This is a genomic window from Pseudomonas sp. MF08875, assembly GCF_059862525.1.
Genome location: NZ_JCBCUW010000011.1, coordinates 1 through 17,862, shown reverse-complemented (window position 1 = coordinate 17,862; position 17,862 = coordinate 1). Strand labels below are relative to the sequence as shown.

General features: G+C 61.2%; 5 protein-coding genes and 2 pseudogenes. 4 read left to right on the top strand and 3 right to left on the bottom strand.

Annotated elements, in window-relative coordinates:
- Position 1: 1 nt before the first annotated feature.
- A complete protein-coding gene (locus AC19YT_RS08385) occupies positions 2–4,846 on the top strand; it encodes a Tc toxin subunit A-related protein (RefSeq protein WP_500610092.1) in 4,845 nt (1,614 codons plus the stop codon).
- A gap of 2 nt (positions 4,847–4,848) precedes the next feature.
- Positions 4,849–12,183 (top strand): SpvB/TcaC N-terminal domain-containing protein, encoded by a 7,335-nt coding sequence (locus tag AC19YT_RS08380; RefSeq protein ID WP_500610091.1) that lies wholly within the window; start codon positions 4,849–4,851, stop codon positions 12,181–12,183.
- A gap of 74 nt (positions 12,184–12,257) precedes the next feature.
- Here the strand turns inward: AC19YT_RS08380 and AC19YT_RS08375 are convergent, their stop codons facing one another.
- Both AC19YT_RS08375 and AC19YT_RS08370 read right to left on the bottom strand, forming a co-directional pair.
- The gene (locus tag AC19YT_RS08375) at positions 12,258–13,082 is read right to left on the bottom strand and encodes an SDR family oxidoreductase (RefSeq protein WP_500610090.1); all 825 of its coding nucleotides are present in this window, start codon (positions 13,080–13,082) and stop codon (positions 12,258–12,260) included.
- A 27-nt stretch (positions 13,083–13,109) separates the two neighbouring features.
- On the bottom strand, positions 13,110–13,574 hold the full coding sequence (locus AC19YT_RS08370) for a multidrug transporter (RefSeq protein WP_095106139.1): 465 nt from the start codon (positions 13,572–13,574) through the stop codon (positions 13,110–13,112).
- 179 nt (positions 13,575–13,753) lie between these two features.
- Between AC19YT_RS08370 and AC19YT_RS08365 the strand changes: the two genes are divergently transcribed.
- Both AC19YT_RS08365 and AC19YT_RS08360 read left to right on the top strand, forming a co-directional pair.
- On the top strand, positions 13,754–16,552 hold the full coding sequence (locus AC19YT_RS08365) for an RHS repeat domain-containing protein (protein WP_500610089.1): 2,799 nt from the start codon (positions 13,754–13,756) through the stop codon (positions 16,550–16,552).
- Between the two features lie 462 nt (positions 16,553–17,014).
- A pseudogene (locus AC19YT_RS08360) lies at positions 17,015–17,734 on the top strand (RHS repeat-associated core domain-containing protein); the annotation flags it as partial.
- A gap of 8 nt (positions 17,735–17,742) precedes the next feature.
- On the opposite strand, the pseudogene AC19YT_RS08355 reads toward AC19YT_RS08360, so the two are convergent.
- A pseudogene (locus tag AC19YT_RS08355) lies at positions 17,743–17,862 on the bottom strand (IS30 family transposase); the annotation flags it as partial.

Below are 17,862 nucleotides of genomic sequence, written 5' to 3'. Positions count from 1 at the left end.
CATGTCCAAGTCCATCGATGCCCAGCTCAACGAAACCCTGCGCGACGCCCTGGTGGCCTACTACCTCGACGAGGTGGTGCCCAACGCCCAGGAATTCGTCGGCTCCGGGCTCAACGACAAAATCAAGACCGCCAATGACCTCTATGAGTACAAGTTGCTCGATGTCCAGGTCTCCCAGGACGTGGCCACCAGCCCCGTGGCGTCGGCCATCGCCAGCCTGCAGCAGTACATCAACGGTGCGCTGATGGGCATGGAGCCGGGCTACGAAAACCGGGTCATGGAAGAACACCTGATAACCCAGTGGCGCGAGATCAACAGCCAATACCCCATCTGGGCCGCCAACCAGCAATTGCAGTATTACCCCGAGGTGTACATCGACCCCTCGCTGCGCCTGAGCAAATCGACCTATTTCGAGCAACTGGAGAACGACCTCAACCAGAACAAGATCCACATCGACACCGCCCAGGAAGCGGTACTCAGCTACCTGGCCAGTTTTGAAGAAGTGGCCAACCTGACCATCATCAATGGCTACATCAACACCGACGACTTCAAGAACGGGATGTACTACTTCATCGGTAAATCCCGCGCCGAAAGTGTGTATTACTGGCGCTCGGTGGACATGTCCCAACGCACTTATAAAAACCTCACCGGCACCGACCCCAACCGCCCCAAGTTCGACTACCCGCAACCCGGCGCCTGGTCGGATTGGAAAAAAGCCAACTTACCCATCTCGGCCGGCGCCATTGAACGCACGATACGGCCAGTGTTGTTCAATAACCGGCTGTTTGTGTTTTGGATCGAGTGCGTGGATAACAGCCCGGAGGCGACCACCGTCGAACAGAGCTATGTTCCCGGTGCTCCACCGACCCCCCTAGAACCGGGTTCACCGGTCACCACCATCAAGAACAACCCGATGTTGCGCTTGAACATGGTCTACAAAAAATACGACGACACTTGGAGTGTGCCGCAAACCTGTATCGAGGCGTGGAGCGAGGCGCCGCGGTTCAAGACGGAGAATCTTGAAGAGTGGGTTAACTGCATTGCCGTGCAGGACAGTTCGACATCGCCGGAGGCGATGTTCGTAGCGATGTATGCCGGCTATACCCCCGGCCATTCAGATGAAGGGAGAGACGATGAATACGCTTTTCTGAAAACGGCATTTGTTGATAAGAACTTTAATGTGAGCCCCCTTTTTCCATATGTTGGCAAGGTGCCTCAAATGGAAGTGACCCCCGGGGATAAAAAAGCCCATGTGTTGAAGGTCAGTCGTATTTTTGCCCACGCTAATGAGGGGCGCTTTCAATTCAAACTTCCTCCGTTCAGTATCCAGATAAAAAGTATCGAGAACAGTATGCCGCACCCAGGTGTTGACTCTTGGGACTATAAACGGTGGCAGAGCAAAATTGCAGCACCCGTAAAAGATGTGGATATTAGATATAACTCAGCGATGCAGCGCCTTGAATTTGACTCGAAGATAATGGCTCCATTTAGAACGCCCGTTGTGGAAGTTGAAGTTATTTTGGCTGGTGCAGATATAAATATCGGTTGGATAAACCTAAAAGTTGCAACTGGCACTCCAGTTGACTCTTTGGGTCTTTATACTCTTTTGGAGGGTTCTTATATTTATTCTTCCGGGGACGCTTTTAACGAGTCCGCAGGGAAGTATTATTTTGCACTCTGGTTATTTAATCAGGACTCTCATGGTGCCAGTTTTCTTCGAGATACCACCGGCGTACTCTGCACGCTGACTCATATACTGGCCGGTCAGTTTGAATCACTTGCCGGAAAAAAAATAACCAAGAAGGCTCTGGATGCTCTTCGCGAGGGAGTAGGAAGTATAAAGAGGTTTGAATATCAGCGAATTGAGCCCACTGCGGGTCAGATCGTTAACCGGCATGTGCGTAGTGTATCCGTTAGTGATCCTCTTGGTTTTCAACGAGCCATATTCAGGCCGCAGAACCTTAATAGCCTGACGCCTGTGCATCCGGGTTACAGCGCGCTTAATTATACGAGTGTTGTTTTGGAGAGGGAGCCGCCCAATACATATTCGATAAATATACCTATCAGTACGGATACGCTGCTGCCTGATTGGAATGTAAGTTGGCCACAGAACTATAAAAAAATTCCGTTGATACATGGGGTCAAGGTATATACCGTGACCCCCGGCTCGGGAAACGTAGAAGTCGGCCATGCCCTTAAACTAACCCAAGTTGAATTGCACCTGGTTGCTCAAGTCAGGAGCCCGCTTATCGCTCCACGTATCAGCACCCGCGCGAGCCCTATCCATGGTATCGCTGAGTTCATCGATTTTGCCGGCTCCGGTATCCCCCAGAGCGACGATGGCCTCGCCGCACGCCAACCCATCCGCATGAACACCTTGTTTGCACGCGAACTGATCTTTCGGGCCAGTATCGCCCTGGAAAACCTGCTCTCGTGGGAAACCCAAGGCCTGGAAGAACCTCCGCTGCAACCGCCCGCGGCCCGCAACCTCATGGATTTCCACGGTGCCAACGGCAAGTACTTCTGGGAGTTGTTCCTGCACCTGCCCTTTTTGGTCAGCCAGCGCCTGAGCCTGGAGCAGCAGTTCGACGGTGCCGAGCAGTGGCTGGGCTTTATCTTCGACCCCGCGCGCAAGGCAGGTAATGGTCGCCCGGCTTACTGGAACGTACGGCCATTGATGGATGACCCCATGGCCGGGACCGAAATGGACCACGCCACCCGCAAACCCGCCGACCCGGACGGCATCGCCAGCAGCCACCCGGTGCGCTACCGCAAGGCCATTTACCTGCACTACATCAAGAACTTGCTGGACCGCGGCGATGCGGCCTACCGGCAACTGACCCCCGACAGCCTTGGCGAAGCCAAGCTGTGGTACGTGCGCGTGCTCGACCTGCTGGGCCCGCGGCCGGATATCCGCCTGGTGGACCATTGGACGCCCATGACCCTCAAAGCCCTGAGCGATTCCACCAACCCCGGGTTGCGCGCCTATGAGCAGCGCTTGATCGCCCAGGACCAACAGCGCGAGCAAAGCGCCGCGGCCAATGACGGCCACTCGCTGTACAGCTTTGCCGAGCCGCCGCTGTACCTGCGCACCTTCGGCCACGACGCGAGCCTGGCGGACTTGGACAGCGACCACTTGCGCCTGCCGATCAACCAGCACCTGGTGCACACCTGGGACATCGCCGAGTCGCGCCTGGCCAACCTGCGCAACAACCGCACCCTGGACGGCAAGCCCCTGTCGCTGCCGCTGTTTGCCGCGCCCCTCAACCCTCGCGACCTGCTGGCGGCCTACGGCCAGGGCGCGGCCGGTGGCGGCAGTGCCCGGTTGCTGGCCCAGGATGTGCCGCACTACCGCTTCCACGTGATGCACAACCGCGCCGCCAGCGCGGTGGAAACCCTGATCCAGTTCGGCCAAACCCTGTTGTCGCTGATCGAGCGCAAGGAACAGGCGCAACTGCAGGAACTGCAATGCCAGCAAGCCTGGGAGTTCACTCAATTTGCCATCGACCTGCAACGCCAGGCGCACCTTATTGACGAAGAAAGCCACAAAGCGCTGCAGGCGAGCAAGGCGATCGCCCAGGGGCGGCTGAAGTTCTACGCCAAATTGGCGGATGAGGTCGTCAATACCGGAGAGGTCGTAGCCGCCGCTCTGCATCTGATCGGCCGCGTGGCAGAGGGTGTTGGGGCGGCCGCCAAGGCTGTGGGGGGAGGCCTGAAGATTCCGCCGAACGCGGTAGGGGGAGGGGGCGGTGCGGTTGTCGGATTTTCCAACGGACTCATGGCCGGCTCCCATGTAGGTGGCTGGCGCCTGGAAGGTGTACCGGGCATGGTCGAGGCCGTGGCTTATGGTGTTGTAGCCATCAGCCAGGGCAGTGCCGAAGCCATCGACCGCGCCGAACAGTTTCGCCGCCGCCACCAAGAATGGACGCTCGCCCGCGACCAGGCGCAACTCGAAATCGAACACCTCGACGCCCAGATGGAGGTGCTCAAAGCCCAGGCCCAGGCCACCGAGTTGCAGTTGCGCCAGGCCCTGGTGGCCCAGGAGCAAGCGCTGGCCACCTACGCCTTCCTGGGTAAGCGTTTCACCAATGCCCAGCTCTACCAATGGCTCAACGGCCAGTTCGCCACCTTCTATTACCAGGCCTACGACGCGACCTTGGCCCTGTGCCTGGCGGCCGAAGCCTGCTGGCAGTTCGAGTTGGCCGACTACACCAGCCGCTTTATCCAGGCCGGCGCCTGGAACGACAGCTACCGCGGTTTGGGCGCCGGCGAGGCGTTGAAACTGCAACTGCTGAAAATGGAGGCCGCCTACCTGGCCCGCAACGATCGGCACCTGGAAATCACCAAGACAGTGTCCGTGCGCCAACTGCGGGAAAAGGACCCGGCCTCGACCATCAATCAGGACTGGGTCACCGTCACCGCGCGTCTGCTCGACGAAGGTGTGGTGGCCTTTGAACTGACCCAGCCGATGTTCGACAAGGACTATCCCGGCCACTTGCTGCGCCGGATCAAGCGCATCAGCGTATCGCTGCCCGTGACCCTGGGCCCTTACGAAGACATCCGCGCCCTCCTGACCCAAACCTACAGTGGCGTGCGCATGGCCGACGGCAGCCTGCGGGAAAACCTGCGGGCCAGCCAGCAAGTGGCGCTGTCGGGCGGGGTGGACGACGACGGCTTATTCACCTTCGACTTCAATGACGAGCGTTACCTGCCGTTTGAAGGCACCGGGGCTATCTCGCGTTGGGTCCTGCACTTCCCCAACCACGTGCAGCAACTGCCCGCCTTGCAAAGCCTGACCGACATCATCGTGCACCTGCGCTATACCGCGCGGGCGGGGGGGAACTGAGGGTGAGCCGTGACGCAGCGCAGGTTGTCAGCCCACCGTCACTGCCCAAGGGCGGTGGGGCCATCCGCAGTATTGGCGATGGCTTGGGGGTAGTGGGTACGGGAGGGGCGGCCTCGTTTGGGCTGGCGTTGCCGATTTCTCCCGGCCGGGGGTTCGCGCCGTCCTTGTCGCTCGGCTACAGCAGCAGTACCGGTAACAGCCCTTTTGGCCTTGGCTGGAGCAAAACCGTCAAGGCTATTACCCGGCGTACCGCCAAGGGCGTGCCGGCCTACACCGATGGTGACCTGTTCGTCGGCCCGCAAGGGCAAACGTGGATGCCTGAGCGCGATAGCCACACGGGTGCCCTGGTCTCCCGGAGTGTGAGCCACTACAACGGCTTGCCGGTGGGCGATCACCGCGTCGTACGCTACTGGCCGAGGATCGAAGATACCTTCACCTTGGTCGAGCACTGGGCCGACGATACCGACCCGGCCGGTTTCTGGTTACTGCACGACGCCGACGGCAGCTTGCACCTGTATGGCAAAAGCCACGCCTCACGCCGGGCCGACCCTGATGACCGGCAGCATGTGGGCGTCTGGTTGCTCGATGAAAGCCTCAACACCCGAGGCGAGCACATCGTGTACACCTACCTGAGCGACGACCAGGGCCCGGATGAGCATCAGCCGCGTGACTACCGTGCGCAGCGTTACTTGAGCCAGGTGCACTACGGCAACCTGGATGCATGCGATCAGCTTTACGCCTGGCGCGCCGAGGGTTGGCAGGGGGTGCAATGGCTGTTTCACCTGGTGTTCGACTACGGCGAGCGGCCCTATACGCTGACGTCGATACCCGGCTACGAAGCGTCGCAACCCTGGCCCGAGCGTACCGATCCTTACTCCAGTTTCGAGTATGGCTTTGAGTTGACAACGCGGCGCCTGTGCCGGCAAGTCCTGATGTTCCACGATTTCCCCGAGTTGGGCCCCGAACCCGTGTTGGTGCAACGCCTGCTATTGGAATACCGGGAAACGGCATTGGGCTACAACCATCTGTGCGCTGCCCACAGCCAGGCCTTTGGCCCTGACGGTAAGGCGCAGGGCCGCCCGCCGATGGAGTTTGACTACAACCCCTTCGATCTCCAGTGGGGCGCTGAGCGCTTTGAAGCCTTTGAACCCATGCCCGGCGTCAATGACGGACAGCGTTACCAGTTGGTGGACCTGTATGGTGAGGGGCTGCCGGGCATCCTGTACCGTGATGACAAGGCTTGGTACTACCGCGAGCCGCTGCGGGCTACACCGGCGAGCCATGCCGATGAGGTGGCCTACGGCCCCTGGTGCGAACTCCAGCAGTTCCCCAACACCAATAGCTCAAAGCCTGTGTGGCAATTTCTCAGCGACATCACCGGCGACGGTTCGCTCGATTGGGTAATGGCGCAGCCTGGTCTGGCGGGTTTCTTCACCTGCAAGCCCGAGCGCAGTTGGTCGAACTTTACCCCGCTGGAGGCGTTCCCCCAGGAGTTTTTCCACCCGCAGGGGCAGTTGGTCGACCTGATGGGCAATGGCCTGTCGGACTTGGCCATGATCGGCCCGCGCAGTGTGCGCTTGTACGCCAACCGCCGGGAAAAAGGCTTTGCCCCTGGGCAAGAGGTGGCCCGTGAAGTTGACGAGGACGCCTTGCCAATGCCCAGCAACAACGCCTGCGAACTGGTGGCGTTCAGTGATGTGATGGGCAGTGGCCAGCAACACCTGATCCGCCTCCGCCACAACGAACTCAAATGCTGGCCCAACCTGGGCCGCGGGCGTTTCGGCAAAGGCTTTGTGTTCAGCGAGCTGACGTTTGCCTACGAAGAATTTGACGCCTCGCGGGTACTGCTGGCGGATCTGGACGGTTCCGGTGCCGCCGATCTGATTTACCTACAACCTCAGGGTGCGCTGATTTTCATCAACCGTAGCGGCAACGGCTTTCAGAACCAGCCCATTTTCCTGCCATGGCCAGAAGGCGTGTGCTACGACCGCTTTTGTCAGGTCAGTACCGCCGACTTGCAGGGGCTGGGTTGTGCCAGCCTGGTGCTGACGGTTCCCCATATGACGCCCCGGCATTGGCGTTACGACTTTGTCAGGGCCAAGCCCTATTTGCTCTGTGCAACCAACAACAACATGGGGGCGGCGACGACGATCGGTTACCGCAGTTCGGCCCAGGAGTGGCTGGATGAGAAGCACCACCTACTGGCCTGCGGCCGCTCGCCAGTGTGTCGCTTGCCCTTTCCCGTGCCCGTGGTCGGTAACCAGACCCAGCATGACGAAATCACCGGCAATCGACTGACCCAGCGGTTTACTTATCGAGAGGGGTTTTATGACCCGACGGAACGTGAGTGGCGTGGCTTTGGCCTACTGCTGAGCACCGATTGTGAAGCGTTTGCAGGGCCCCATCAGGAGGGCTACAGCGCGCCGGTGTTGCGCAAGACCTGGTTTCATGTCGGGCGTGATTTGCACCAGCACTGCGAGGGCTGCTTTGCGGGTGACCCCAGCGCCCAGCCCTTAGGGCCTCACCTGCTGAGCCGTTATCACGAGCAAGACGGGCTCGATCAAATCACCGAACCCAGCGGCCCGCAGCGCGAGGCCATGCTCGTGGCGCTTGCCGGCCAAGTGCTGCGCGTTGAGACATTCGCCGCCGATGGCGGCGTGGGCGTGCCGTACACCCTGGAACAAAATCGCTACCTGGTGCGCCAGTTGGATCGGCCGGTCGGTGGCCGGTTTGCCCCTTATACCGTGATGCTGACGCTGCCCGTGGAGGCCATCAGCTACCACTACGAGCAACAGGCCAATGACCCGGCTTGTCGCCACAGTGTCGGTTTGCGCTGGGATGCCTTTGGCCAATTGAACCAGGGTATTGTCGTCAGCTATGCCCGCCGCTTGAGCGCTGGGGATAACCCACCCGTGCAACCCGATGAACGCTGGTGCAGTGATGCCCACGATGAGGCGCAACAGGCCTATTACCTGCACGAAACCTTGGCGCAGTTTATCCATCTCACGCAGCTGCAAGGCTGGCACCTGGGCCTGGCGTACTTGCAGCGGGAGAACGCCTGGCGATTGGGTAAAGGCGCAGGGCCGGAAGGCTTGACCCCCCAGGCCATCAGCTACGAGGCTTTTAGCCGCCAGAGCGACGACAACCCCCTGCACCCGCACGCCAAACGGGTGTTGGTTCGCCAATCGGTACAGCGTTATCGCGACCCGACAGACCTTTCGCATTACCTCCCCCTGCCCGATGGCGCCGCCAGTTTCGAGGCCTTGGCCGATTGTCAGGAAATTGCTGAACTCGATAGCACCGCTCTAGCGGCTTATGACCTGTTGCGAAACGAGCAGGGTGAAATGCCCTTCGACCTTGAGGCGAGGCTCTTGGCGAGCGGTTATCACAAGATGCCCTGGGTGTTGGACGGGGGGGCGAACTCCCAAACGCCGCTATGGTCGGTCAAGCGCGGCTTCAACACCTATGCGCCGCTGAGTGGCTTTTACAACGTACTGACCGTGCGCCCGACTCTGAGCCACGGGGTCACCCACCTGGGCTATGACCCTCGTTGGCTGCTCAATACCCGCGTGCAGTTGCCGGACGGTTGCCAGACCCGCGTCGACAGCATCGATTACCGCCTGCTGCTGCCGACGCGAACGGTTGACGCCAATCGCACTGTCCAACAAGCCTGCTACGGAGCGTTCGGCCAAGTGTTTGCCACCAGTCATCAGGGGACAGAGCTGGGCGTGCCCGTTGGCTTTGCGCCGATAGAGGACTATCAGCGCCCACAAGACGACACCCCAACCTACGCCATCCAGGCCCCCGACAACGCCTTGCTCAACGCTGCAACGGCCTACTTTGAGGACCCGTTCAGTTGGATGGGAATCGTGCCCGAGGCAGCCCGTAAAGATGCGGCCTGGCTGGAGGAATGCATTGCCCGGGGCGATGTGTTGCCCAGTGGGCATATCCGTGCCAGCGCTCGCCAGTTGCCGACCCTGGAGCGCTTGACGCAAGCCCGTCAGCGTTTGCTTGCGTTGATTCCAAAGGTGCCCCGCGAACCGATGCACTCGGCCACCTTGCAAGCCGACCGCTACCCCGGCGATCCGCGACGGCAAATTCGGATTGCCCTGACCTGTTGGGACGGTTTTGGCCGGGCCTTGCAAAGCAAGGACAAAGCCGAACCTGGTGATGCCTATCAGGTCAGTGAGGCGGGGGCGTTGGTACTGGACGAGGTAGGCCAGCCCATCACCTGGCACACGGTGGCGCGCTGGCGGGTCAGCGAGCGCGTGGAGTACAACAACAAAGGCGAAGCGGTGCGGCGCTACCGCCCTTATTTCGCCGATCAGCCTCGCTACATTGACGACGCCTGCTTCAGGCAATTCGGTTATTACGACCAGCAGTTCTACGACCCACTTGGCCGTCCGAGCCGTACCGTCATGGCCAAGGAAGGCTACCTGCGGCGTTACACGTACCGGCCTTGGTACAGCCTTTTTGAGGATGAAAACGACACCTGGGAAGAGGTGCTGGCGCAGCAGGGCAAAACCGCTGCCGCCCGCTCGGTTGACAGCCAGACGCCCACCTTGAATGTGATCGACCCTCGTGACCTGGCCGTTCGCACCGTGAGTTACTGGCGCAATGCTGCGGATCAGCCTGCGCAGCTACGGTGCCAACGAAGAGCCTTCGACGATGCTGGCAGAGTAGTTGCTGAATGGGACCCCCGTTTATCAGCCGATGCTGGCGCGCCCGCCAACGTGCTGAACATCTGGGCGCTCAGTGACAAAACCTTGGGTTGGCGCAGTGTCGATGCGGGTTGGCGCGTCAGTTTGTACGCACAAAGTGGGGCGTTGGAGCAGGCCTGGGACGCTCGCGGTCTTCAGCGCCTGACGCAATACGATGGCTTGCTGCGGCCCCTGGCGGTGTTCGAGCAAGGTTGCACGCAACGTTACGAGTACGCGGGTGCCGAGGCACACCTGGCCGGTCGCAACCTGTGCGGGCGACTGATTCGCCACGACGACCCGGCAGGCACATCGCTATGGGAGGGCTATGGCATGGCGGGCCAAGTGCTGGAGCAACGCCGGCACTTTTTGCGTGAACTGGAGCCACCGAACTGGCCACTGCCGTTGCCGCAGCGCGATGCCTTGCTCGAACCTGGCGAAGGGCTGCTAAGCGCGTATCGGTTCAATGCCCTGGGCGAGTTATGGACGCAAACCGATGCGCAGGGTAATCGCCACTACTTCAACCAAACCATTGACGGCCAACTGCGCGATTGCGCGCTACACCTTAACGGCGCGGCGGCCCCCCAGGTGTTGGCCGGTGACATCCACTACACCGCCCAGGGGCAGATCGAGCGGCAAACCTGTGGCAATGGCGTCGCCTGCCAATGGCATTACGACGCCTGGAACGGCCGCCTGATCCGGCTGCGCTCCACAGCGGCCAATGGCGAGCGACTCCAGGACTTGAATTACAGCTACGACCCGGTGGGCAACATGCTGAGTATCGAGGACAAAGCCATGGTGGTTCGCCACTTCGCCAACCAGCGTATTGACCCTATCAATCGCTACACCTACGACAGCCTTTACCAATTGGCCCACGCCACCGGGTGGGAGGCTGGCAGCGCCCGGCGCGGGCCAAAGCATATTGAAGACCCCAACGCCGTCGCCCAGTACCAACAGACCTATCGCTACGATGCTGGCGGCAACCTGGTAGAGCTGATTCATCAAGGGCCACAACACCATGGCCGTAAACTGACCGTGGCCCGCTACAGCAATCGCTGCCTGCCTGACCAAAACGGGCACCCACCCAGCGAAGCGGAAATTGCCGCCCGTTATGACGCCAATGGCAACCTACTGGCCCTGGAGCCGGGCCGGCACCTGAGCTGGGATGGGCGCAACCAGTTGCAGCAGGTCTGCCCCGTGGCACGGGCTAGCGCCCTCAATGATGTCGAGCGCTATATCTACGATGCCGATGGCCTGCGCCGGCGCAAGGTCTACCTGGCGCACACCCAGGCGCGCACGCTCATCAGCGAAACCCGTTATTTACCAGGGCTGCAAATGCGCAGCAGCGAGGAGCAAAGCCTGCACGTCATCACCGCCCAGGCCGGGCTAGTGAGCGTCCAGGTGCTGCACTGGCAATCGGGTGCACCCAAGCACCTGGGCAATGACCAGTACCGCTATCACCTGGCCGACCACCTGGGTTCCTGCACGTTGGAATTGGACAGCGACGCCCAGATCGTCAGCCACGAAACCTATCATCCGTTCGGCACGACGGCGTTTAGCGATCAAAGCGATAGCAGTTATCGAACGCAGCGGTATTCAGGCAAGGAGCGCGATGCGACGGGGCTTTATTACTATGGTTTGCGTTACTACATACCGTGGATGCAGCGTTGGGTTAATCCGGACCCGGCGGGTGCGATCGATGGCCTCAATCTGTACCGGATGGTCAGAAACAATCCCGTCAATCTGGTTGATCCCGATGGCCTGACGCCGGAGGGAGATTTGTTCAGAAAAATGTTCAACTCCAAGGTGTTTATTAAGGCCTTTAGGAAAAATCCCGAACAGGCAATACAAGAAATGGAGCAGGTATTGCACGCCGAAAGCTACCCGCCCGAACTAATTAGTGGCGTTGTAAGACGGCTCAGGGCGCAGATACCAGCGGATGTTTCTGCACTCTCGGCGCAAGCCCAGGCGATGAGCCTGGACTCGGCGCCTCAAAAAACAATAAGTGGGGGGGGCTATGAAAACATGAAGGATTTTTTCGCCATCTACTCCACTAACGCGGGCTCTTCAGCGATTAACTCGGCACTGAGGGCTAACCGGCCCTTATCCGTTTCAGGCAAAAAGGTGGTGTCGGAATTGGCGGCGCGTCATGGCAGCCATCACTTTGAGGGGCGTACAGGCACACAGCGCAAACTGAACTTGATCGCGGTAGCCGACACGCTTGATGTGGCAGATATGAAAAAAGTCGCCAATCAGCTCTACCAACAATCCAACCAGGCCGTCAGCACCTTTTACCGAGGGCAGGATGTCACCTCCGCTGCCCTGGATAGTTTTTCCGATGCGATTGAAGCAGGAAGCATCCTGTACTCCCTCAGCCCGCTTTCCGTCTCCAGGGATAAAACCGTAGCCGAGGGTTTTATGACCGGCACCATTCCCGTGCTGATGGAAATCCGCGGCTTCAGTGCATCTGTCATGACGTCGTCGCTGACAGCCGACGGCGAGCAAGAGCGCATATTTTCACCTCACGCCGATTTTAAAGTGAGCGCTATGGGCACCAGGGCTACGAATTCCGCTCAGTACTTAATCCGACTTGAAGAAGTGCGGGGGCATCGAGGCCCGCGAACGCCGCTGTATTACTGAGGATGGGTGCCTGGCATGCCAGCGTTCGCGGCCTCACGACCGCTGTCGCGAGCAAGCCCTGCTCCTCGGCGCCCCTACAACCGCCCCGCCAACCCAAACCGCTTCATCAGCCCCTTCTCCAGCCACCCCTTGGGTACCAGCGCCGCCAGCAGCGGCAGGGCGCGGCTGCCGTTGCCCAGGCGTAGCAGGCGCGGGGGCGTGGTTTGTTGCACGGCTTTGAGCAGGTCGGCGGCGAAGTCACGGGCTGGGGTGGGTTTGTCCTGGGAGGCCTTGGCGCGGGCGCGGATGCCTTCGCGCAGGGGCCACCAGGGCGAGGTTTCGTTTATCAACTGTTCGGCCTCATGCCCGGCGTTTTTCGCAAAACTCGAGGCGATGGCACCCGGTTGCACCTCCATCACCCGGATGCCGAACGGCGCCAGCTCCATGCGCAGCGCATCGCTCAGGGCATGCACCGCCGCCTTGGACGCGCAATAGGCCCCGGCGAACGGCGTCACCAGCACCCCCGAGACACTGCCGATGTTCACCACCAGCCCCCGGCTCGCCCGCAGCAGTGGGAACAGCGCCGCCGTCACGCCCACCGGGGCGAACACATTGGTCTGGAACTGGCGCTGCAGGGCCTGCACGCCGCCATCGAGCAGCGGCCCCATGGCGCCGTAACCGGCGTTGTTAACCAACACATCCAGGCCACTGCCATGCTGTTCCAGGCGCAGGGCCAGGGCTTGTAGCGCGGCGCTGTCATTGACGTCCAACTGCACTGCGTTGAACCCGGCCGCAACCAGGGCCGCCACATCCTCGACCTGGCGGGCCGTGGCCCAGACTTCATACCCGGCGTTCTTGAACGCCTCGGCCAACGCGCGGCCAATGCCGCTGGAACAACCGGTAATCAACACCACAGGCATAGCGCGCTCCTTGTGCAAGAAAAGGGATCAATCGGAAAAATGGCCCTGCAAGCGCTCGGCCCGAAACTCCAGGGTTTGCGGGCGATAGCCTGGGCGCAGCGGCGGCAATGGCAAACAATCCTGCCAATCGGCGCCGGCCTGCAACTGCCCGGGGCCACGGTAGCGCGGCGCGGCGTACTGATTGTCTGCCAGGTCCACCGTGTCCCCCGGCGCATAGGCGGCGATGCGCCAGCGCAACTCGGTCAGTGGCACGTCGTTGCCATTGTTCAGGGCCAGCAGCAACGGGCGGTCGGCTGGGCACTGCTGGGGCGCGTAGCTGATGCGCAACTCCAGGCGCGCCAGTTGCCGCGCTTCGCGGTTGTCCAGCCATACCACCCAAGTGGCCACCAGGCCCAGGCCCACTGCCGCCGCCAACGACACCGGCACAGCCTTGGCCGGGTAGCGCAATAGCAACACCAGCCAGGTGACGACCAGCAAAACGCCAATGAACATGGCAGGGCACTCCAGATAAACCGAAGGCCATCGTACCGCCACTAGGCTGCACCAGCCCAGCGCAAACTCGGGGCGCAAGCGAGGGGCGGGCCGCCGTCTGTCGCTACTGTCAGTTCTGACAGTAGCCCGCCGGCCCTTCAAGGTGTTTGCTGCGGGAACTTCCCCACGGACGCACCACCATGGCCACTGTGCACCGCGCCACCCCCACCCTCACCGCCCTCGACCCGCGTGGCCTGGTGGTGCGCTCGGTTGCTTATTGCCGCAGCGCCGCCGATGGCCCGGCGGATGTGCGCATCCACCGCACAGAGCATGACCGTGCCGGGTGGGCCGTGGCCCTGTGGGACCCGCGTTTGCTGGCAGACCCCAGCGCGCCGGCTAACCTGGCGACCCTTTACTCGCTGCGGGGCCACGTGCTGGGCACCGAAAGCGTGGACGCCGGGTGGCGGCGCAACCTGTGGGGCGCTGCGCAGCAGTGGATGAACGCTTGGGACGGGCGCGGCACGCTGCGGCGCAACGCCTTCGACCTGCGGTTGCGCCCGCTGGCGGTGTTCGAGCAGGGTGGTTGTACCGAGCGCTACCGCTATGGCGACGGCACGTTCCCCCGTAACCAGCGGGGCCAGTTGATCCGCCACGACGACCCGGCCGGCACAGTGCTGTTTACCGAGTACGGCGTGGCCGGCCAGGCGTTGCAGCACACCCGCCGTTTTCTCCAGGCACTCGATGCGCCGGATTGGCCCGAGGCGCTCGCGCAGCGCGATGCCCTGCTGGAACCCGCCCCAGGTGCAACCAGCCACACCCGCTTCAATGCCGTGGCCGAGGTGGTCGAGCAAACCGACGCCAAGGGCCACCGGCAATTGTTCAGCCACACCCCCAGCGGCCAGTTGCGCCAGGTGCAACTGCAACTGGCCGGGCAGGGCCACCGCCAGACGCTGGTGTCGGCCATCCGCTACGACGCCCAGGGCCGCACCGAGCAGGAAACCGCCGGCAATGGCGTGGTCACCACCCTCACTTACCGCGCCGAGGACGGCCGCTTGATCCGCTTGCATGCGGCGGGGCCTCAAGTGCTGCAAAACCTGCATTACGCCTACGACCCCGTGGGCAATGTGCTGAGCATCGAGGACCAGGCGCAACCGGTGCGCTACCACGCCAACCAACGCATCGACCCGGTCAACCGCTACACCTACGACAGCCTCTATCAACTGACTCAGGCCACCGGGTGGGAGGCCGGCGCGGCCAACAAAGGCCCGCACTTCTCGCCCTTTGCCGACCCGGCGCCCCGCGCCAATTACCGGCAAACCTACGCCTACGATGCCGGCGGCAACCTGCTGGCCCTGGCGCATCAAGGCCCGCAAAGCCACGGCCGTACCCTCACTGCCGCACAACACAGCAACCGCTGTTTACCTGAGCGCAACGGCCAACCGCCGACCGAGGCCGAGATCGCCGCCGCGTTTGATGCCAATGGCAATTTGCTGGCGTTGCACCCCGGGCAAACCCTGGCCTGGGACCGGCGCAACCAGTTGCAGGAAGTGCAACCGGTGCAGCGCGACAGCGCCCCCGACGACAGCGAACGCTACCTCTACGGCGGCGATGGCCTGCGGGTACGCAAGGTGCAATCGAGCCAAACCCACACCCGCACGGTGACACGCGAAGTGCGCTACCTGCCGGGCCTGGAAATCCGCACCCGCCCCAGCGAAACCCTGCACGTCATCGTGGTGCAAGCCGGGCGCAACAGCGTGCGGGTGCTGCACTGGGACACCCCGCCCCCGGTGGCCAACGACCAAATCCGCTACAGCGCCAGCGATCATCTGGGCTCTTGCACCCTGGAGCTGGACAGCGCCGGTGCGGTGATAAGCCACGAGACGTACCACCCCTTCGGCACCACGGCGTGGTTTGCCGGTAGAAGTGAAGTAGAGGCCCGTTATAAAACCGTGCGTTATTCCAATAAAGAACGCGATGCCACGGGGCTGTATTACTACGGCTTTAGGTATTACATACCGTGGTTACAGCGCTGGGTTAATCCGGACCCGGCAGGGGAAGTCGTGGGGGGCAACTGGTATGCCTTTGTCAGCAATGCACCGGTGCGGTTCAGCGATGTTCAGGGATTGCTGCCGGTTGATATCAATGACCTGACCGACGAGCAAGTGCAAGTATTGGGGTTGACGGGGTCGCAAGTAAATTCGGCCCAGTTGATGTATGAGTCTAACTTTCGTGGGCCGATAAAAAATGAGGTTGTTCCGGTCGGCCAAGAAACCTTTACCTCACTGCAGCAGGCTAATTACGCCAATATTATTACCAAGGCATTTTTGCCTTATGGCTCGGATAATCAAAGGTTGGATGTGTGGCGCTCGCCTTTGGACAATGCGAAAGAACTGCAATCTGTACGCAGCGTTACTTCGCAGGCGCTTATGGCCATGGTTCTCGAATATGGCGTAGGTAACTGTCAGGAGCATGCCGATATAGCGTTTAATCTTCTGGCCAGTACTCAAACGATGAAACCGGTTTTCACGGTGAATGCCCAAGGCGTTGACCATATTTTTGCGGTAATCGGCGATCCGAGGACGCTGCCGGCTAAAGAACTGGTGATCGCCGACCCATGGCCAACATTTCCCATGGCCCACACCGCTAACGCAGGCGCTTTCGTTATTGGCGATATTGTGAGGCAGGCCACTGCTGAAGAAGATCCGGCTTATGCGTTGGATGACAGAACATTGTTCAGAAATGCCAGATATGACTTTCCGGATATTGATGTGAACAGCCCCCAGGCTATTGCGCGGCTTGAGAAAATGATTGCTATACCCACCGTGTTTATGCAGTTGTTCTCCCTTAAAGATGACCAGGTGGGTATTGACTACAGCGGGCCGAGTGTAAGGGGCGAATTCAATAAACTTCCTGCGGCCTATGTACATGACCGGATTGGCCACTACACCAGTTACTTGCACGCATCGCATGCGCTTTGCTCCCGCTCTGGAAATGAGTAATGCCCTGACCACAGCAGCCAGCCCTGCCATTGCGCGCTTTTCTGGCGAACACCCACCGACGAGGCACCACCATGGCCACTGTGCACCGCGCCACCCCCACCCTTACCGCCCTCGACCCGCGAGCATTGGCGGTGCGCTCGGTGGCCTATTGCCGCACGGCGGCGAGTGGGCCGGCCGAGGCGCGCATTAGCCGCTCGGCCTACGACGCCGCGGGGCGAGCAGTGGCCCAGTGGGACCCGCGCCTCGGGGCGGATCCCACGGCCCCAGCCAACCTGGCGTCGGTTTATTCCCTTACCGGCACAGTGCTGGGTAGCCGCAGCGTGGACGCAGGGTGGCGAGCCCGCCCCAGGTGCAACCAGCCACACCCGCTTCAATGCCGTGGCCGAGGTGGTCGAGCAAACCGACGCCAAGGGCCACCGGCAATTGTTCAGCCACACCCCCAGCGGCCAGTTGCGCCAGGTGCAACTGCAACTGGCCGGGCAGGGCCACCGCCAGACGCTGGTGTCGGCCATCCGCTACGACGCCCAGGGCCGCACCGAGCAGGAAACCGCCGGCAATGGCGTGGTCACCACCCTCACTTACCGCGCCGAGGACGGCCGCTTGATCCGCTTGCATGCGGCGGGGCCTCAAGTGCTGCAAAACCTGCATTACGCCTACGACCCCGTGGGCAATGTGCTGGAGTTGCACCCCGGGCAAACCCTGGCCTGGGACCGGCGCAACCAGTTGCATGAGGTGCAACCGGTGCAGCGCGACAGCGCCCCCGACGACAGCGAACGCTACCTCTACGGCGGCGATGGCTTGCGGGTGCGCAAGGTGCAATCGAGCCAAACCCACACCCGCACGGTGACACGCGAAGTGCGCTACCTGCCGGGCCTGGAAATCCGCACCCGCCCCAGCGAAACCCTGCACGTCATCGTGGTGCAAGCCGGGCGCAACGCCGTGCGGGTATTGCACTGGGAAACTGAACCGCCAGTGGCCAACGATCAAATCCGCTACAGCGCCAGCGATCATCTGGGCTCTTGCACCCTGGAGCTGGACAGCGCCGGTGCGCTGATAAGCCACGAGACGTACCACCCCTTAGGCACCACGGCGTGGTTTACCGGTAGAAGTGAAGTAGAGGCCCGTTACAAAACCGTGGGTTATTCCAATAAAGAACGCGATGCCACGGGGCTTTATTACTACGCCTGAATTCAACACATAAGTGCAACGCTCACCCCTGTATGCACTTCGTACGGCGTCTTCCAGCCCAAGCGCTTGCGCGGGCGTAGATTGATCCTCGCTACTGTCCGATTGACGGCTTCGACGGTCAG